The sequence below is a fragment of the Streptomyces sp. NPDC101237 genome, assembly GCF_044767465.1.
In the GTDB taxonomy this organism is placed as follows: Bacteria; Actinomycetota; Actinomycetes; order Streptomycetales; family Streptomycetaceae; genus Streptomyces; species Streptomyces gramineus.
This window is the reverse complement of the sequence record NZ_JBIWNY010000006.1, coordinates 316,058-333,733: the sequence shown is the minus strand read 5'-3', so window position 1 is coordinate 333,733 and position 17,676 is coordinate 316,058. Positions and strand designations below refer to the sequence as shown.

The 17,676-nt window shown below is 72.3% G+C and carries 16 protein-coding genes and 1 pseudogene; 13 read left to right on the top strand and 4 right to left on the bottom strand.

From position 1 onward, the window contains the following. Positions 1 to 218 precede the first annotated feature (218 nt). The 13 genes and pseudogenes from leuA to ACIRQ9_RS12695 all read left to right on the top strand — a co-directional run bounded on the left by leuA (position 219) and on the right by ACIRQ9_RS12695 (position 14,547). The gene (leuA, locus tag ACIRQ9_RS12755) at positions 219 to 1,940 is read left to right on the top strand and encodes a 2-isopropylmalate synthase (RefSeq protein ID WP_404170747.1); all 1,722 of its coding nucleotides are present in this window, start codon (positions 219 to 221) and stop codon (positions 1,938 to 1,940) included. A gap of 185 nt (positions 1,941 to 2,125) precedes the next feature. Beyond that, entirely contained in the window at positions 2,126 to 2,821 is a 696-nt protein-coding gene (locus tag ACIRQ9_RS12750) for a TerB family tellurite resistance protein (protein WP_404170745.1), read from the top strand. Between the two features lie 97 nt (positions 2,822 to 2,918). Continuing rightward, complete coding sequence (locus ACIRQ9_RS12745; RefSeq protein ID WP_404170931.1) at positions 2,919 to 4,100, top strand: exo-alpha-sialidase; 1,182 nt, start codon at positions 2,919 to 2,921, stop codon at positions 4,098 to 4,100. A gap of 537 nt (positions 4,101 to 4,637) precedes the next feature. Then, complete coding sequence (locus ACIRQ9_RS12740) at positions 4,638 to 6,242, top strand: ABC transporter substrate-binding protein (RefSeq protein WP_404170743.1); 1,605 nt, start codon at positions 4,638 to 4,640, stop codon at positions 6,240 to 6,242. Between the two features lie 4 nt (positions 6,243 to 6,246). Next, positions 6,247 to 7,206, top strand: coding sequence for an ABC transporter permease (locus ACIRQ9_RS12735; protein WP_404170741.1), 960 nt, complete (start codon positions 6,247 to 6,249; stop codon positions 7,204 to 7,206). Next, positions 7,203 to 9,230, top strand: coding sequence for a dipeptide/oligopeptide/nickel ABC transporter permease/ATP-binding protein (locus tag ACIRQ9_RS12730; protein ID WP_404170739.1), 2,028 nt, complete (start codon positions 7,203 to 7,205; stop codon positions 9,228 to 9,230). The genes ACIRQ9_RS12735 and ACIRQ9_RS12730 overlap by 4 nt, the downstream gene beginning before the upstream one ends. Next, positions 9,227 to 10,225, top strand: coding sequence for an oligopeptide/dipeptide ABC transporter ATP-binding protein (locus ACIRQ9_RS12725; RefSeq protein ID WP_404170737.1), 999 nt, complete (start codon positions 9,227 to 9,229; stop codon positions 10,223 to 10,225). The genes ACIRQ9_RS12730 and ACIRQ9_RS12725 overlap by 4 nt, the downstream gene beginning before the upstream one ends. Then, the gene (locus ACIRQ9_RS12720) at positions 10,225 to 11,151 is read left to right on the top strand and encodes a dihydrodipicolinate synthase family protein (RefSeq protein WP_404170734.1); all 927 of its coding nucleotides are present in this window, start codon (positions 10,225 to 10,227) and stop codon (positions 11,149 to 11,151) included. Before ACIRQ9_RS12725 ends, ACIRQ9_RS12720 begins: the two co-directional genes overlap by 1 nt. Positions 11,152 to 11,263: 112 nt before the next feature. Continuing rightward, a complete protein-coding gene (locus ACIRQ9_RS12715; protein ID WP_404170946.1) occupies positions 11,264 to 11,488 on the top strand; it encodes a hypothetical protein in 225 nt (74 codons plus the stop codon). A 49-nt stretch (positions 11,489 to 11,537) separates the two neighbouring features. Next, the gene (gene recO / locus ACIRQ9_RS12710) at positions 11,538 to 12,287 is read left to right on the top strand and encodes a DNA repair protein RecO (protein WP_351319609.1); all 750 of its coding nucleotides are present in this window, start codon (positions 11,538 to 11,540) and stop codon (positions 12,285 to 12,287) included. A 17-nt stretch (positions 12,288 to 12,304) separates the two neighbouring features. Then, complete coding sequence (locus ACIRQ9_RS12705; protein ID WP_404170731.1) at positions 12,305 to 13,144, top strand: isoprenyl transferase; 840 nt, start codon at positions 12,305 to 12,307, stop codon at positions 13,142 to 13,144. A gap of 265 nt (positions 13,145 to 13,409) precedes the next feature. Beyond that, a pseudogene (locus ACIRQ9_RS12700) lies at positions 13,410 to 13,988 on the top strand (histidine-type phosphatase); the annotation flags it as partial. Between the two features lie 22 nt (positions 13,989 to 14,010). Then, complete coding sequence (locus tag ACIRQ9_RS12695; protein WP_404170728.1) at positions 14,011 to 14,547, top strand: YcxB family protein; 537 nt, start codon at positions 14,011 to 14,013, stop codon at positions 14,545 to 14,547. Positions 14,548 to 14,557: 10 nt separating this feature from the next. On the opposite strand, the gene ACIRQ9_RS12690 is transcribed toward ACIRQ9_RS12695, so the two are convergent. The 4 genes from ACIRQ9_RS12690 to ACIRQ9_RS12675 all read right to left on the bottom strand — a co-directional run bounded on the left by ACIRQ9_RS12690 (position 14,558) and on the right by ACIRQ9_RS12675 (position 17,673). Beyond that, entirely contained in the window at positions 14,558 to 14,980 is a 423-nt protein-coding gene (locus ACIRQ9_RS12690) for a Fur family transcriptional regulator (protein WP_404170726.1), read from the bottom strand. A gap of 61 nt (positions 14,981 to 15,041) precedes the next feature. Continuing rightward, a complete protein-coding gene (locus ACIRQ9_RS12685; RefSeq protein WP_404170723.1) occupies positions 15,042 to 15,944 on the bottom strand; it encodes a metal ABC transporter permease in 903 nt (300 codons plus the stop codon). Further along, the gene (locus ACIRQ9_RS12680) at positions 15,944 to 16,705 is read right to left on the bottom strand and encodes a metal ABC transporter ATP-binding protein (RefSeq protein WP_404170720.1); all 762 of its coding nucleotides are present in this window, start codon (positions 16,703 to 16,705) and stop codon (positions 15,944 to 15,946) included. Before ACIRQ9_RS12680 ends, ACIRQ9_RS12685 begins: the two co-directional genes overlap by 1 nt. Positions 16,706 to 16,716: 11 nt before the next feature. After that, on the bottom strand, positions 16,717 to 17,673 hold the full coding sequence (locus ACIRQ9_RS12675; protein WP_404170717.1) for a metal ABC transporter substrate-binding protein: 957 nt from the start codon (positions 17,671 to 17,673) through the stop codon (positions 16,717 to 16,719). Positions 17,674 to 17,676: the final 3 nt, after the last annotated feature.

Below are 17,676 nucleotides of genomic sequence, written 5' to 3'. Positions count from 1 at the left end.
TGGCGCACGTTTTGTCCCTTTCGTTCTCGCGGTCCCGCATACTGATACGGCGCCCCGCGTCCGAAGGGGCTCGACTAGCATGCGGAGCATCATGCGTTTCGGGCTGCTTCTTCTTAGCTGCCGCGGCGAGGGCCTGTAGTCCAGGTCGACTCCCTCCCCGCGGAGCTTCGTGTTGCGTCGTCGGCCGTCCTTCCGGACATCCTGAGGAGCCCCGCATCATGGCGAACCGCCAGCAGCCCACCACCATGCCGGTCCACAAGTACGGCCGCTACGACCAGGTGGACATCCCGGACCGCACCTGGCCCCAGCGGCGCATCACCACCGCGCCCCGCTGGCTCTCCACCGACCTGCGCGACGGCAACCAGGCCCTGATCGACCCCATGTCGCCCGAGCGCAAGCGCCGGATGTTCGACCAGCTGGTGAAGATGGGCTACAAGGAGATCGAGGTCGGCTTCCCCGCCTCCGGCCAGACCGACTTCGACTTCGTGCGCTCCATCATCGAGGAGGAGGGCGCGATCCCCGAGGACGTCACGATCTCCGTGCTGACCCAGGCTCGCGAGGACCTGATCGAGCGGACCGTGGAGTCCCTGAAGGGCGCCCGGCGGGCCACCGTGCACCTGTACAACGCCACCGCCCCGGTCTTCCGCCGGGTGGTCTTCCGCGGCTCCAGGGACGACATCAAGCAGATCGCCGTCGACGGCACCCGCCTGGTGATGGAGTACGCGGAGAAACTGCTGGGCCCCGAGACCGAGTTCGGCTACCAGTACAGCCCGGAGATCTTCACCGACACCGAACTGGACTTCGCGCTGGAGGTCTGCGAGGCGGTGATGGACGTCTACCAGCCCGGTCCGGGCCGCGAGATCATCCTCAACCTGCCCGCCACCGTGGAGCGTTCGACGCCGTCCACGCACGCGGACCGCTTCGAGTGGATGCACCGCAACCTGTCCCGCCGCGAGCACGTCGTGCTCTCCGTCCACCCGCACAACGACCGCGGCACCGCCGTCGCCGCCGCCGAACTGGCACTGATGGCCGGCGCCGACCGCGTCGAGGGCTGCCTGTTCGGGCAGGGCGAGCGCACCGGCAACGTCGACCTGGTCACCCTGGGCATGAACCTGTTCTCCCAGGGCGTCGACCCGCAGATCGACTTCTCCGACATCGACGAGATCCGTCGTACGTGGGAGTACTGCAACCAGATGGAGGTCCACCCGCGCCACCCGTACGTGGGCGACCTGGTCTACACGTCCTTCTCCGGCTCCCACCAGGACGCCATCAAGAAGGGCTTCGACGCCATGGAGGCCGACGCGGCCGCCAGGGGCGTCACCGTCGACGACATCGAGTGGGCCGTGCCCTACCTGCCGATCGACCCGAAGGACGTCGGCCGCTCCTACGAGGCGGTCATCCGGGTCAACTCGCAGTCCGGCAAGGGCGGTATCGCCTACGTCCTGAAGAACGACCACAAGCTGGACCTGCCGCGCCGCATGCAGATCGAGTTCTCCCGGCTCATCCAGGCCAAGACGGACGCCGAGGGCGGCGAGGTCACCGGCTCCGACATCTGGGCGGTCTTCCAGGACGAGTACCTGCCGAACCCGGAGAACCCCTGGGGCCGCGTCCAGGTGCGCACCGGCCAGTCGACCACCGACACCGACGGCGTGGACACCCTCACCGTCGAGGCCGTCGTCGACGGCGAGGACACCGTCCTGACCGGCTCCGGCAACGGACCGATCTCCGCGTTCTTCGACGCGCTGCAGGGCCTGGGCATCGACGTACGGCTCCTGGACTACCAGGAGCACACGATGAGCGAGGGCGCCTCCGCACAGGCCGCCTCGTACATCGAGTGCGCGATCGGCGACAAGGTTCTGTGGGGGATCGGCATCGACGCGAACACGACGCGTGCCTCGCTGAAGGCGGTCGTCTCCGCCGTCAACCGCGCGACGCGATAACCCCTCTGACCGGCGGTTTACCGGCCCTGATCGCGAGTTGCCGCGATCAGGGCCCCGTCGTATACCGGCCATCGGGCCGTGGAGGTCACGGAAAGGTCTCGTACGGGGTACTGACTCCACCTCACCGATGTGGCTAACATCACGCCAGCGGTGGCGATGTTGCCACGGCGTTAAGGAGGTGCGACGTGCTGCCAGTACGGGGACGAGACGGCCGAACCGCCAGGCCTGCCCGCATTCTGGGCACCCGCACCGCATGGACACCCGTCGGCGACGGCGAGTTCTTCTGCCCCGGCTGCGGAGGCGACCGCAACTACCAGCGGCTCACCGGCCGTCGCCGCTTCACCCTGCTCGGCGTGCCCGTGCTGCCGCGCGGCACCACCGGACCCGTCGTGGAGTGCGCCGCCTGCCGCCACCACTTCGGCACCGACGTCCTCGACCACCCCACCACCTCCCGCTTCTCGGCGATGCTGCGCGACGCCGTGCACACCGTCGCCCTCGCCGTCCTCGCCGCCGGCGGCACCTGCGCCCGCACCTCCCTGGAGGCGGCCGCCGGCACCGTCCGCGCGGCCGGCTTCGAGGACGCCACGGAGGACCGGCTCAGCGCCCTCGTCGACGCGCTCGCCGCCGACACCGGCAGGGTCTTCGAGCAGCCGGGCGGCGCGAGCCTCGCGATAGAACTGCACGAGGCCCTCGACCCGCTGGCCCCGCACCTCGCCCCCGGCGGCCGCGAGTCCCTGCTCCTGCAGGCCGCCCGGATCGCGCTCGCCGACGGCCCCTACACCAACGCCGAGCGCGAGGTCCTCGGCACGGTCGGCGCGGCCCTGACCATCTGCGCCGCCGACGTGACCCGCCTGCTGGCGGCGGCCCGCACCCCGTCCTGACCTGACGGTGCGCCAGAGCGCCTCACCCGTTCGGCCGTTGCGGGGATGCGGTGGCGACGGCGTGGAGGACCATGGAGGCGTGAGCCATGTGTCTCCTGTGACCCGTGCGAGCCGGATCTCCCTCGCCGCCGCCCTGCTGCTCGGGGCGTTCACCGCCGCACCCAAGGCCTGGGCGGCCACCTGCGAGTCCTCCGTGCCCTACACGTCAGGGACGGAGGGCTACGCCCAGTTCCGCATCCCGGCCGCCGTCCGCACCGGCCACGGCACCCTGCTCGCCTTCGCCGAGGGCCGGCACAGCACCACCGGCGACAGCGGCGACATCGACGTGGTCCTCCGACGCTCCTCCGACGGCGGCTGCACCTGGGGCCCCCTCCAGGTGGTGACCGACGGCAACGGCGACACCCGCGGCAACCCGGCGCCCGTGGTCGACCCGCGCACCGGCGACGTCGTCCTGGTGACCTCCTACAACGACGGCTCAGTGAACGAGGCGCAGATCATGCGCGGCCAGGTCACCGAGGAGCAGAGCCGCCGGGTGTTCGTGCAGCGCAGCAGGACCGACGGCCGCTCCTTCACCGCCCCGCGGGAGATCACCGCACAGGTCAAACGCGCCGGCTGGCGCTGGTACGCCACCGGTCCCGGCCACGCCGTCGCCCTCACCGAGGGACCGCACCGCGGCCGCCTGGTGGTCGCCGCCGACCACTCCGGGCCGCCCCGCGCCGGCTCCACCGACACCGGCCGGGAGGCCAGGTACTACGGCGGCCACGCGATCTACAGCGACGACGGCGGCCACCGCTGGCACCTCGGCTTCGCCGACGACTCCTACACCGGCCGCGACAACGCCAACGAGACGACCGCCGCCCAGCTCCCCGGCGGCCGGATCTACTTCAACGCCCGTGACCAGAACGGCTCCAGCCCCGGCAACCGCCTCGACGCCTGGTCGAGCGACGGCGGGCAGACCCTGGACGCGCCCTACACCGTCCAGCCGACCCTGCGCCGGGTCCCGGTGGTCCAGGGCTCGGTCCTCCAGCTCCAGGGCCCCGACGCCCCGCTGCTCTTCTCCGCCCCCTCGGTCCCCACCGCCCGCCAGGCCATGGCCCTGTGGACCAGCACGGACCAGGGCATCAGCTTCGACCAGCTCCTCACCCTGTCCACCCTCAAGGCGGCCTACTCGGACCTGGTGCAGGTGAACCGCGGCACGGTGGGAGTGCTCTACGAGACGGGGACGCGGACGGCGTACGACACGATCGAGTTCCGGCGGGTGGCGGCACCCCGGCCCTGAACCCGGGCGCCGGGCAACCGAATCGGCGCGCCGGATGGCCGGGTGGGTGAGGGGGTGGCTGATGCGGGCCGAACTCGAGGCCCGGTTCCAGGAATTCGTCAGAGCGCGGTGGTCCCCTCCGGTGCGGACCGTCCATCCGCTCACCGGCGACCCGCACCACGCGCAGGACCTGACGCCGCGGAGGTCCGGCCGTCACCGGTGCCCCGCCCCGAGATCCGGCGGCGGGGCCTGCGGCGGCAGCACCCGCGAGGCCGCCCTGGACCACGGCTGGTTCGTCGCCACCGGCACCCTGGACCGCCAGGTCACCGCCGCCCACGGGTCCGCGGACACGGCCACGACGGCACACTCGTCTACGACTCCGACCAGGACCCCTCCTACGAGAGGACCCTGCCCCAGGCATGTCCGGCGCGCGTCATCGGTCCGACCTCTGATGGTTTACGCCATTCGTGTGCGCTGCCTTGACCGTCCCGAAACCCCCTCTTATGGTCACGCTTACACACGAGTCCGACGTCTCCTTCCCCCCACGCCGGAGGCACCGTGCGCGACGAGGCGACCCACGGCCGCAGGACGTTCCTGAAACACGCCGGGGCGCTGGGCGCGACCGCCTCGCTGACGACGCTGGCCGCCTGCGGACCCCGATCGACGATCGACCTCGGCGGCGACGGCACCGACCGCACCCTCACCGCCGTCATCGGCTACGGCAACGACGGCAGCTGGGACCCGACCCAGACCGCGTCCGCGTTCGCGATGGCCGCCAACAACCACATCTACGAGGGCCTCGCCGACACGGACCCGATCACCCGCGCGCCCTACCCCGCGCTGGCCACCCGGCTGCCCGCCGACCCGTCCGCCACCACCTGGCGGTTCACCCTGCGCCCCGGCGCAACCTTCCACGACGGCACCCCGGTCACCGCCGACGACGTGGTCTTCGTCTTCGACCGCATCCTCGATCCGGGCACCCAGACCCTCGCCAAGGGCTTCTTCGCGGGCTGGCTGAAGGAGGTCCGCAAGGTCGGCACCATGACCGTGGACCTGGTCCTCGCCTTCCCCTTCCCGGACGGCCTCGCCCGGCTCACCCTCGCCAAGATCATGCCGAAGCACGTGTTCTCCCGGCCCGGTGCCTGGGACGACGCGATCAAGGGACTGGCGGTGGGCACCGGACCGTACCGGCAGACCGCGCACCACCCGAAGTCCAACACCACCTTCGCCGCGTACGACGGCTACAACGGCCCCCGCCGGCCGGCCTTCCGCGCGATGAACTGGCTGACGATCGTCGACGCGGCCTCACGGGTCGCCAGGATCTCCGGCGCCGGCGCGGGCGCCCAGATCTCCGACAACATCCCCTACGCCAACATCCCCCGCCTCGAACAGGGCGGACTGTCGGTCGGCGGCGGCGCCGGGATGAACAACCTGTTCCTGATGTTCAACACACGGCACAAGCCCTTCGACGACGTCCGGGTCCGCCAGGCCCTGCACTACGCCATCGACAAGGAGCAGCTGGTCGAGGTCGCCCTCAAGGGCCACGGAAGGCCAGCGAGTTCGTTCCTCAACGAGACCAACCCCGCCTACCGCAGGGCCAGGACGGTCTACGGCCACGACCCGGACCGGGCGAAGGCGCTCCTGAAGGCCGCCGGAGTGCGCCGCCTGAGCGTGGAGATCCTCGCGGTCGACGTGAGCTGGCTCGTCGACTGCCTGCCCACCATCAAGTCGTCCTGGGACGCCGTCGGCGTCGCCACGACCCTGTCACCCCAGGAGACCACGGCCGTGTTCACCAAGATGGACCAGAAACAGGACTACCAGGTCGTCGCCGCCGTCTCGAACCCCAACCAGTTCGGCCTCGACGCCGACCTGATCATGCGCTACAACTACGGCCCCGGGAACCTCTGGATGGGCTACGCCCGCTGGTCGGACGACGCCGTCGCCAAGCGGCTCTTCGCCGCCATGGACGCGGCCACCCGCGAACCGGACCCGGACCGGAAGACGGCGATGATCCAGGAGTACGTCGACGTCGTCGCCGAGCAGGCCGTCCTCTACCCGGTCGTCCACAACGAGCTGATCACCGCCTGGGACCCGCGCCGGCTCACCGGCATAAGGGCCCAGCCCTACCCCGGCATCAACGTCCTGACGGCCAAGTGGGCCTGACGGCATGCACGCCGTCCCGCGCATCCTGCTGCGCCGTGTCCTCCTGCTGGTGCCGCTGCTGCTCGGCATCGCCCTGTTCGTGTTCCTGGTGATGCGCTTCTCCGACGTCGACCCGGCGTCCGCGTTCTTCCAGGGCGCCAACCCCACGCCGCGCCAGCTCCACGACTTCCGCGAGCGCAACGGCCTCCTCGACCCGCTGCCGCTGCGCTACCTCCACTTCGTCGGCGGCCTGCTCCACGGCGACCTCGGCACCAGCGCCCTGACCCGCACCCCGGTCCTCGGCCAGGTCGCCACCGCCCTGCCGCTCACCCTCCAGCTGACCTTCCTCGGCCTGGGCATCGCCGTCGTCCTGGCCCTCGCCGCGGGCGTCACCGCGGCCGTCCACCGCGACCGCTGGCCGGACCAGGCCATCCGCGTCCTGTCCCTCGTCGGCGTCGCCGCCCCCGCGTTCTGGCTGGCGCTGCTGATGATCCAGTACCTGGCCGTCGACCGGGGCTGGTTCCCGTCCGGCGGCTACATCAACCCGCAGGACTCCGTCACCGGCTGGCTGAGGACCATGGCGCTGCCCGCCCTCGCGCTCTCCCTGCCGGTCGCCGCCCAGCTCACCCGGATCGTGCGCACCTCGGTGGTCGAGGAACTCGACAAGGACTACGTCCGCACCGCGATCGGCAGCGGACTGCCGCCCCATGTCGTGGTCGGCCGCAACGTCCTGCGCAACGCGCTCGTCAACCCGCTGACCGTGCTCGGCCTGCGGGTCGGCTACCTGCTCGGCGGCGCCGTCGTCATCGAGACCGTCTTCGCCCTGCCCGGCATGGGCAAGCTGATGATCGACGCCGTGCAGAACGGCGACCCGGCCGTCGTCCAGGGCGTCGTGCTCACCACCGCGACCGGCTTCGTCGTCGTCAACCTTTGCATCGACATCCTCTACCTGCTGGTCAACCCCCGTCTGCGGGAGGCGGCATGACGACGTTCACCCGCGCGGCCCTCACCGCCGCCCTGGCCCGGCCCGGCGTACGGCTGCGCCGGCTGTCCCCGCTGTCGCTGGCGGCCCTCGTCCTGCTGGCCGTGGTCGTCCTGACGGCGCTGTGCGCGCCGTTCCTCGCCCCCGACGACCCGCTCGCCCAGCAGGCCCCCGAGGGCGGCACAGGACACCCCTCCGCCGCCCACTGGATGGGCCAGGACAGCCTCGGCCGGGACATCCTCAGCCGGCTGATGTACGGGGCCCGCTGGTCCCTCGCCATCGGCCTCGGCGCGACCGCGCTCGCCCTGGTCGCCGGCGCGCTGCTCGGCGCCCTCGCCGCCACCTCCCGCAAAGGCGTCGACGAGACGCTGATGCGCTGCCTGGACGTGGTGATGGCGTTCCCCGGCATCGCCCTCGCCGCCGTCCTCGTGGCCGTCTTCGGCGCCGGCGTCACCGTCCTGATCTGCGCGATCGCGTTCCTGTTCACCCCGCCCGTGGCCCGCGTGGTCCGGGCGAACGTCCTCGACCAGTACGGCGAGGACTACGTCACCGCCGAACGCGTCATCGGCGCCCGCACCCCGCACATCGTCCTGCGCCACGTCGCCGTCAACTGCGCCGCGCCCGTCCTGGTCTTCTGCACGGTCCAGGTCGCCGAGGCCATCGTCTTCGAGGCCTCGCTGTCCTTCGTCGGCGCGGGCGTGCGGCCCCCGGACCCGTCCTGGGGCAGCGTCATCGCCGACGGCAGGAACATGGTGCTCACCGGCGGCTGGTGGGCGACCCTCTTCCCCGGCCTGCTCATCCTCCTCACGGTCCTCTCGCTGAACGTGCTCTCCGAGGGCGTCTCGGACGCGTGGGCGTCCCCCGCGGAGCGGGAGCCGGAACCGGTCCCCGACCCCGTCGAGGCGCCACCCGAGCCGGGCGAGGTCCTGGAACTGCCCGCGCTGGGCGAGGCCGCCGAACGGCTCCGGGCCCGGGCCCGCCCGCTCCCGAGCGACGCCGGGCCGCCGGTCCTGTCCGTGGAGAACCTCACCATCGGCTTCCCGGACCGCCACCGCGGCGTGCACGTCGTCGACGGCATCAGCTTCGGCGTCCACCCGGGCGAAGTCCTCGGACTGGTCGGGGAGTCGGGCTGCGGAAAGTCCCTGACGGCCCTGACGATCATGGGTCTGCAGCCGAGGACGGCACGGGTGGCCGGCCGCATCGACTTCCACGCGGGCGCGCGAACGCGTCCCGCAGAGGCGGGCGTCCGCACCGGACACGCGGCTGCCGCCGGGCCGGAGCCGCAGCCGCCGCTGGACCTGACCGCCGGGCACCGCCGCGTCCTCGGCCACGAGATCGCGATGGTGTACCAGGACGCCCTGTCCTCCCTCAACCCCTCCATGACGGTCAACGCCCAGCTCAGACAGCTGGTACGACGCGGCGGCCAGCACCCGCCCGCCGAACTGCTCTCCTTCGTCGGCCTCGACCCCGCCCGCACGCTCCGCAGCTACCCGCACGAACTCTCCGGCGGCCAGCGCCAGCGCGTCCTGATCGCCATGGCCCTCTCCCGCGACCCACGCCTGATCATCGCCGACGAACCGACGACCGCCCTCGACGTCACCGTCCAGGCCCAGGTGATGGAACTCCTCCTGCGCCTGCGCGCCGAACTCGGCTTCGCGCTGATCCTCGTCTCCCACGACCTGGCCCTCGTCGCGGACGTCACCGACCGCGTGGCGGTGATGTACGGCGGGCAGATCGTCGAGACCGGCGTCACCGCGGAACTGGTCGCCGCGCCGGCCCACCACTACACCCGCGGCCTGCTCGGCAGCGTCCTGTCGCTGGAGTCCGGCGCCGAGCGGCTGACCCAGATCAGCGGCGTGGTGCCGTCCCCGGCCGGCTTCCCGGCGGGCTGCCGCTTCGCGGACCGCTGCCCGGCGGCGAGCGCGCTCTGCCGCACCACCGCACCGGACCTCGCCGGCTCCCGCGTGCACACCGTGGCCTGCCACCATCCGGCCGCCGACCTGGCCGGCGCGGAGGCGGTCACGTGAGCGCGGTGGAACTGGCCGGCGTCCACGTGGTCCACCGGGCGCGCGGCGGAGGCCTGTTCGGCCGGGACCGGGTGCACGCGCTGACCGGCGCGGACCTCACCGTGGCGCCCGGCGAGACCGTCGGCGTGGTCGGCGAGTCCGGGTGCGGGAAGTCGACGCTGGCCAAGGTCCTGGTCGGCATCCAGCGGCCGACCTCGGGCACGGTCGCCTTCCGCGGCCGCGACCTGTGGTCGATGACCCCCGCCGAGCGCCGCGCGGCCGTCGGCGCCGGTACCGGCATGATCTTCCAGGACCCGTCGACGGCCCTGAACCGGCGGCTGCCGGTACGCCGCATCCTGCGCGACCCGCTGGACGTCCACGAGCGCGGCACCAGGGCCGAACGGGAGGAGCGGGTACGGGAGCTGATGGGCCTGGTCGGCCTGCCGCGGGCGCTCGCGGACGCGCTGCCCGGCCGGCTCTCCGGCGGCCAGCGCCAGCGGGTCGCCATCGCCCGCGCGCTGGCCCTGGACCCCCACCTGGTGGTGGCCGACGAACCGACCAGCGCCCTGGACGTCTCGGTCCGCGCCCAGATCCTCAACCTCCTGCTCGACCTGCGCGAACGGCTCGGCCTCGCCATGGTCTTCGTCTCCCACGACATCCAGACGGTGCGGCGGATGAGCGACCGGGTGATCACCATGTACCTGGGCCGGATCGTCGAGGAGACCCCGGCCGACGAGGTCACCGAGCACGCCCGGCACCCGTACACCAGGGCCCTCTTCTCGGCCGCCCCCGGCCTGCTCCGCCCGATCGACCCCATCCCGCTGACCGGCCCGGTGCCCTCGGCGGTCCGGCCGCCGTCCGGGTGCCCGTTCCGCACCCGGTGCTGGAAGGCGGACGACGAGTGTGCCGTCCGCATGCCTGACTTCACGGCCGCGTCACGCCCCGCTCACCGCTACCGCTGTCACCATCCACTGGAGGAGGACCAGCCGAGCCGCCGTCTGCCCAGGGAGCCCTGATGACCCTGTCCACCCCGCTGACCGGAGTCGTACCGCCCGTCTGCACCCCCCTGACCCCGGACGGCGAGGTGGACGTCGCCTCGCTGCGCGGGCTCGTCGAGCACCTGGTGACCGCCGGGGTGAGCGGACTGTTCGTGCTGGGCTCGACCTCGGAGGCCGCCTACCTCACCGACCGGCACCGCCGGCTGGTCACGGAGACGGTGGTCTCCCACGCGGCCGGCCGGCTCCCGGTGCTCGCCGGGGTCATCGACATGACGACGCCCCGGGTCCTGGACCACGTGGCGTCCGTCACCGCGGCGGGCGCGGACGCGGTCGTCGTCACCGCGCCCTTCTACACCCGCACCCACCCCGCCGAGATCGCCCGCCACTTCCGCCTGGTCGCCGACCGCTCGCCGGTCCCGGTGATCGCCTATGACATCCCGTCCGCCGTGCACACCCGCCTCCCCGCCGACCTGGTCCTGGAACTGGCCGCCGAGGGGGTGCTGGCCGGCCTGAAGGACTCCAGCGGCGACCTGGCGGGCTTCCGCGAGGTCGTCACCGGCAGCCGGGGCCTGTCCGGCTTCAGCGCGCTGACCGGCTCCGAGCTGACCGTCGACTCGGCCCTCGCGCTCGGCGCCGACGGGGCGGTACCGGGACTCGCCAACGTCGACCCGGACGGCTATGTCCGGCTCTACCGGCTCTGCCGGGCCGGCGACTGGGACCGCGCGCGGGCCGAACAGGAGCGGCTGTGCGGGCTGTTCGGGATGGTCAGGGCCGGTGACGGGCACCGGATGGGCGGCAGCTCGGCGGCGCTGGGCGCGTTCAAGGCGGCGCTGCACCTGCGCGGGGTCATCGCCTCCCCGGTCACGGCGGAGCCCCAGGTGCCGCTGTCGCAGGCGGAGACCGAGTGCGTGGGCAAGCACCTCGCGGCCGCGGGACTGATGTGAGCGGTGCCGCCGCGGCGGGCCGTCCGGGACAGACTCCGGACGAGTCTAGGCACGCGGCGCCACCGCGGTGATGCGAAGCGTGAAATCCCCGGGGGCGGGGGAGCCAGGTGAGGTGACTGCGACGAACCTCCCCGTCGGCTCCTGCGCCGTCGACACCGGTACCGGACGGCTGGGCATCGTCATGGGGCACGAGGGTCCCTACGTGCAGCTGCGGCCGTACGGGGGAGGACGCGAGTGGGACGCCCGGCCGGACGCCGTGCGGATCGCGACCCAGGCCGAACGGCTCAGCGCGGCCACCGCCCACGCCAACGCCCGCAGCCGCGGCGAGGTGCCCTGAGGAACCCGGCCCGCGCCGGCCCCGCGGCGCGGCAGGGCAGAATGGGCCCATGAGCCTGTTCCGCGACGACGGCATCGTGCTGCGCACCCAGAAGCTGGGTGAGGCGGACCGGATCATCACGCTGCTCACCCGCGGCCACGGCCGGGTGCGGGCCGTGGCCCGCGGGGTACGGCGGACCAAGTCGAAGTTCGGCGCCCGGCTGGAACCCTTCTCCCACGTCGACGTGCAGTTCTTCGCCCGGGGGAGCGAGCTGGTCGGGCGCGGGCTGCCGCTGTGCACGCAGAGCGAGACCATCGCGCCCTACGGCGGCGGCATCGTCACCGACTACGCGTGCTACACCGCCGGGACCGCCATGCTGGAGACCGCCGAGCGGTTCACCGACCACGAGGGCGAACCGGCCGTCCAGCAGTACCTGCTGCTGGTGGGGGCGCTCCGGACGCTCGCCCGCGGCGAGCACGCACCCCACCTCGTCCTGGACGCCTTCCTGCTGCGCTCCCTCGCCGTGAACGGCTACGCGCCGAGCTTCGACTCCTGCGCCAAGTGCGGCATGCCCGGTCCGAACCGTTTCTTCTCGGTCGCCTCCGGCGGCAGCGTCTGCGTCGACTGCCGGGTCCCCGGCAGCGTCGTACCCTCACCGCAGACCCTGGTTCTCCTCGGCGCGCTGCTTACGGGAGACTGGGAGACGGCGGACGCGGCCGAGGCGCGGCACGTGCGGGAGGGCGCCGGGCTGGTGTCCGCCTATCTGCACTGGCATCTGGAGCGGGGGCTGCGCTCGCTCAGGTACGTCGAGAAGAGCTAGAGGGAGACGAGAAGCACATGGTCGTACGAGGGATCCTGGGGAGCCGGCGCCGCGAGTACAGGACGCCGGAGCCGCACCCCTCCGGTGCCCGGCCGCCCAAGCTCCCGGGCGAGCTGGTCCCGGGCCACGTGGCCATCGTGATGGACGGCAACGGCCGCTGGGCCAAGGAGCGCGGGCTGCCGCGCACCGAGGGCCACAAGGTCGGCGCCGAGCGCGTCCTGGACGTGCTCCAGGGCTCCATCGAGATCGGCGTGCGGAACATCTCGCTCTACGCCTTCTCCACCGAGAACTGGAAGCGCTCGCCCGAAGAGGTCCGCTTCCTGATGAACTTCAACCGCGACTTCATCCGCAGGACCCGCGACCAGCTCGACGCACTGGGCATCCGGGTGCGCTGGGCGGGCCGGATGCCCCGGCTGTGGAAGTCGGTCGCCAAGGAACTCCAGGTCGCCCAGGAGCAGACCAAGGACAACGACCTGCTCACCCTGTACTTCTGCATGAACTACGGCGGCCGCGCCGAGATCGCCGACGCCGTGCAGTCGATCGCCGAGGAGGTCAGGGCCGGCCGCCTCGACCCGTCGAAGATCTCCGAGAAGACCATCCAGAAGCACATGTACTACGGCGACATGCCGGACGTGGACGTGTTCCTGCGCCCCAGCGGCGAGCAGCGCACCTCCAACTTCCTGCTCTGGCAGAGCGCTTACGCCGAGATGGTCTTCCAGGACGTCCTGTGGCCCGACTTCGACCGCCGTGACCTGTGGCGCGCGTGCCTGGAATTCGCCTCCAGGGACCGCCGGTTCGGCGGCGCGATCCCCAACGAGGAGCTGCTGGCCATGGAAGGCGACCGGTCCGGCGACTGACGGCCACCCGCCGTTCACGAAAGCCGTCCAGGATGCGGGAGTTCATGCCCGGCCCCACCGGTCTCCCGCCCCTGGACGGTCCTTCGTGAAGCGTGTCACCCCTCTTCTCGCCCTGGGCGCGCTGCTGCTGGCGGCGCTGCCCGCGCACGCCGCCTCCGACGGGCCCGCCCGCCGCGACGGCTACGGCACCAAGGCGGTGTACTCGCCCGGCCAGGACCCGCGCACCTACCGGCAGCCGCCCGCCGGGTACACCGCCGTGTTCACCGACGTCACCGCGGCCGAGGCGGTCCACAACCTCTACGCCATCGCGCCCGCGATGAGCGAGGAGAGCCCGGACGGCAGGGGCTGGGACTTCGGCCGCTACCTCGCCCCGCGCGACGCGGCCTGGTTCGGCTACCTCGGCGACGCCGAGGACTTCTACGAGAAGGGCCCGAGCTTCGCGGACAGCGACATCACCTACAGCATGGCGCGCCCCCTCCTGGACGACCTGTTCCGGCAGGCCGAGGCCAGGCGGGACGGCACCGGCACGCTGGGCGCCGAACTCCGCTTCACCCACGCCGAGGAGATCATCCCGCTGGCGGCGCTGATGGGACTGCCGGGCAGCGGGAGGCCCGCGACGCCGGGCCGGACCTACACCTGGGCGAACAACCCCTGGCGCGGCGCCGACGTCGCCCCGCTGGCCTCCAACATCCAGTGGGACGTCTTCAGGAAGGGCGACGACCACCTCGTGCGGATGCTCTACGACGAGAAGGAGATCCCCTTCAAGGCCGGCTGCCGGCCCGTCTCCCGGGGCAGCACGTTCTACCGCCTCGACGAGCTGGAGAAGTGCTTCGACCGGACCTGACCGGCGCCGCTACGATCCGCCCATGGTCATGGACATGGGGCGGGACGCCGAGCAGGGCGTGGTCGAGCTGAACTACCGGCCGGTCGCGGGGGACTTCACGGACGCGCTGCGGCAACGGGAACGGCTGAGACGGCGCAGATGGGTGCGGTACTGGGCCGTCGGCCTGGTGGGGTTCGCCGCCGTGCTGAACGCCGCGCTCGCGGTGGCGGGGTCGGCGCAGCCCGACTGGTTCCTGCTGACCGTCCTGCCACTCGGGCTCGCCCTGGTGCTCTTCACCCCCTGGCTCCAGGCCCGCGCCTTCCTCAGGCTCGCCGCCCGCCAGGGCGCGTACCGGGCGACCGTGGCGGACGCCGGGGTGACGGTGGCCAACGACCACGGCACGACCTCGGTGGTCTGGGCGGCGCAGCCCCGCTACCGGGAGACGAAGGACGTCTTCGTCACCTACAGCGACGACAAGAACGCCTCGTGCTTCACCGTGCTGCCCAAGCGGGGTCTTTCGGACCCCGCCGACGTCGACCGGCTGCGCGCGGTCCTCGACCGGCGTCTCGCGCGCGGCTAGCGCGGGCGGCTCAGCAGCCCGTGGCGGTCCGGGCGCAGTCCGCGCACGTCCCGAAGATCTCGACGGTGTGGGCGACGTTGACGTAGCCGTGCTCGGACGCGATCGCCTCCGCCCACTTCTCGACGGCCGGTCCCTCCACCTCCACCGCCTTGCCGCACACGCGGCAGACCAGGTGGTGATGGTGGTCGCCGGTGGAGCAGCGCCGGTACACGGACTCGCCGTCGGAGGTGCGCAGGACGTCCACCTCGCCGGCGTCGGCGAGGTTCTGGAGGGTGCGGTACACCGTGGTGAGGCCCACCGAGTCGCCCTTGTGCTTGAGCATGTCGTGCAGTTCCTGCGCGCTGCGGAACTCCTCGACCTCGTCCAGGGCCGCCGCCACGGCTGCCCGCTGACGGGTCGAGCGGCCCTTCACGGGCGGTCCAGCGGTCGTCACCGGTTGCCTCCTCACATGACTGTTTCTGCCGGGCCATTGTGCCAGCCCGCGGGCGGCGCGGTCAGACGCCGATCTCGTCGGCGGCCTGCCGTCCGGCCGGAATCGCGCACTCCGCCGGATCCCCGGCGGGCCGCCGCGCGGCCGCGGCACGGGCGCGCCGCCGGGCCAGCGGCGCGGCCAGCAGGCTCAGCACCACGAACGCGGCGATGGTCAGCAGCACGATCGTCGCCCCCGGCGGGACGTACTGGTAGTACGACGTGATGGTGCCGCCGATCGTCACCGTCACACCGATCGCGACGGCGATCGCGAAGGTGGCCGCGAAGCTGCGGCTCAGCTGCTGGGCGGCGGCCACCGGGACCACCATCAGCGCCGACACCAGCAGCAGGCCCACCACGCGCATGGCGACGGTCACGGTGACCGCGGCCGTGATCGCGGTCAGCAGGTTCAGCGCCCGCACCGGCAGGCCCGTCACCCGGGCGAACTCCTCGTCCTGGCTGACCGCGAACAGCTGCCGGCGCAGACCGAGGGTGACCAGCAGGACGAAGGCGGCGAGCACGCAGATCGCGGTCACGTCCGACTCGGACACCGTCGACAGCGAGCCGAAGAGGTAGGACATCAGGTTGGCGTTGGAGCCGCCCGGCGCGAGGTTGATCAGCATCACGCCGCCGGCCATGCCGCCGTAGAAGAGCATCGCGAGGGCGATGTCGCCGCGGGTGCGGCCGTACCAGCGGATCAGTTCCATCAGGACGGCGCCGAGGACGGAGACGGCCGTGGCCATCCACACCGGGGAGGTGGAGAGCAGGAAGCCGAGGCCGACGCCGGTCATCGCCACGTGGCCGATGCCGTCGCCCATCAGCGCCTGGCGGCGCTGGACCAGGTAGATGCCGACGGCGGGCGCGGTGATGCCGACCAGGACGGCGGCGAGCAGGGCCCGCTGCATGAAGGCGTAGTTCAGGAAGTCCATCAGCTCAGCAGTCCCGTGCGCAGTGGTGTGTGCTCGTCGTGGGGGTGGACGTGGTCGTGGCCGGGCAGGGCGTGCTGGCCCACGGCCCGCGGGGGCGGCCCGTCGTGCAGGACGCAGCCGTCGCGCAGCACGACCGCGCGGTCGATCAGCGGTTCCAGCGGGCCGAGTTCGTGCAGGACCAGCAGGACCGTGGTGCCCCGGGCGACCTGCTCGCGCAGGGTGCGCGCGAGGATCTCCTGGCTGGCCAGGTCCACGCCGGCCATCGGCTCGTCCATGATCAGGACGTCGGGGCGGGCGACCAGGGCGCGGGCGATCAGCACCCGCTGGTGCTGGCCGCCGGAGAGCGCCTCGACGTTGTCCCTGGCCCGGTCCGCCATCCCGACCAGGTCGAGCGCGTCCCGGACGGCCTGGTGGTCGGCCCTGCGGAAGAAGCCGAAGCGGGTGCGGGAGAGCAGGCCCGCGGAGACGACCTCGGTGACGGTGGCGGGCACCCCGCCGGCGGCGGTGGTGCGCTGCGGGACGTAGCCGACCCGCGACCAGTCGCGGAAGGCGCGGCGCGGGGTGCCGAACAGGGTGATCTCGCCGCCGGTGGCCGGCACCTGGCCGATGATCGTGCGGATCGCGGTGGACTTGCCGGAGCCGTTCGCGCCGAGCAGGGCGACGACCTCGCCGCGGTGCACGGTCAGGTCGATGCCGCGCAGCACGGGGCGCGCGCCCAGCTCCGCGGTGACACCGCGCAGGGATATGACGGACTCGGTCATCTTCTCTCCGCTCATTTCGCGCCCAGGGCGGTTTGGAGTGCCTTGAGGTTGGCCTGCTGGACGGCGAAGTAGTCCTTGCCGCGGGACTTGCCGGTGATGCCCTCGAGGGGGTCCAGGACGTCCGTCCTCAGTCCGGCGTCGGCGGCGATGGTCCGGGCGGTCTTGTCGCTGACGAGCGTCTCGTAGAACACGGTGGAGACGCCGTCGGCCCTGGCCATGGTCTCCAGGTCCTTCACGCGGGCGGCGCTCGGCTCCGACTCGGGGTCGAGGCCGTTGATGGCCTCCTCGGTCAGGCCGTAGCGCTCGGCGAGGTAGCCGAAGGCCGCGTGGGTGGTGATGAAGACCTTGGTCCTCGTGTTCGCCAGGCCGTCCTTGAACGCGGTGTTCAGGGCGTCCAGCCGCTCGACCAGCGACGCGGTGTTCTTCCTGTAGTCGCCCGCGTGGTCGGGGTCGGCCTTCTCGAAGGCCTTGCCGACGCCCTCGGCGACCTGGGCGTAGCGCACCGGGTCCAGCCAGATGTGCGGGTCGAGGCCGGACGCCTCCCCGTTCTTGGAGGTGTCGTGCGAGGCCGCGTGGCCGCCGACCTCGTTGCCGTGCTGTTCCAGCGTGGTCAGGGAGGCCGCGTCGATCTTCGTGCCCACCGAGGACTGGGCGACGGCGGCGTCGACGGAGGGCTGGAGGTTCTTCAGGTAGAGGACCGCGTCGGACTTCTCGATCCCGATGATCTGCTTGGGGCTGATCTCCAGGTCGTGCGGTTCCTGGCCGGGCGAGGTGAGACTGGTGACGTAGACGTGGTCCCCGCCGATCCTCTCGGCGAGGAAGGCCATCGGATAGAAGGAGGCGACGACGTCGAGCCTCCCGGTCCCGGCCGCCGTGGCGTCACCTCCGCAGGCCGTGAGGGTCGCTGTGCCGAGGGCGGTGACGGTGGCCGCGGCGGCCGCGGATATGAGGCGACGTCGTACGTTCATGAG

Bases quoted from the DNA above. Each gene is read 5' to 3' on its own strand.
- ACIRQ9_RS12720 (WP_404170734.1), top strand. From the start codon at position 10,225: ATGACCCTGTCCACCCCGCTGACCGGAGTCGTACCGCCCGTCTGCACC.
- ACIRQ9_RS12695 (WP_404170728.1), top strand. From the start codon at position 14,011: ATGGTCATGGACATGGGGCGGGACGCCGAGCAGGGCGTGGTCGAGCTG.
- ACIRQ9_RS12680 (WP_404170720.1), bottom strand. From the start codon at position 16,705: ATGACCGAGTCCGTCATATCCCTGCGCGGTGTCACCGCGGAGCTGGGC.
- leuA (WP_404170747.1), top strand. From the start codon at position 219: ATGGCGAACCGCCAGCAGCCCACCACCATGCCGGTCCACAAGTACGGC.
- ACIRQ9_RS12685 (WP_404170723.1), bottom strand. From the start codon at position 15,944: ATGGACTTCCTGAACTACGCCTTCATGCAGCGGGCCCTGCTCGCCGCC.
- ACIRQ9_RS12730 (WP_404170739.1), top strand. From the start codon at position 7,203: ATGACGACGTTCACCCGCGCGGCCCTCACCGCCGCCCTGGCCCGGCCC.
- ACIRQ9_RS12735 (WP_404170741.1), top strand. From the start codon at position 6,247: ATGCACGCCGTCCCGCGCATCCTGCTGCGCCGTGTCCTCCTGCTGGTG.
- recO (WP_351319609.1), top strand. From the start codon at position 11,538: ATGAGCCTGTTCCGCGACGACGGCATCGTGCTGCGCACCCAGAAGCTG.
- ACIRQ9_RS12675 (WP_404170717.1), bottom strand. From the start codon at position 17,673: ATGAACGTACGACGTCGCCTCATATCCGCGGCCGCCGCGGCCACCGTC.
- ACIRQ9_RS12705 (WP_404170731.1), top strand. From the start codon at position 12,305: ATGGTCGTACGAGGGATCCTGGGGAGCCGGCGCCGCGAGTACAGGACG.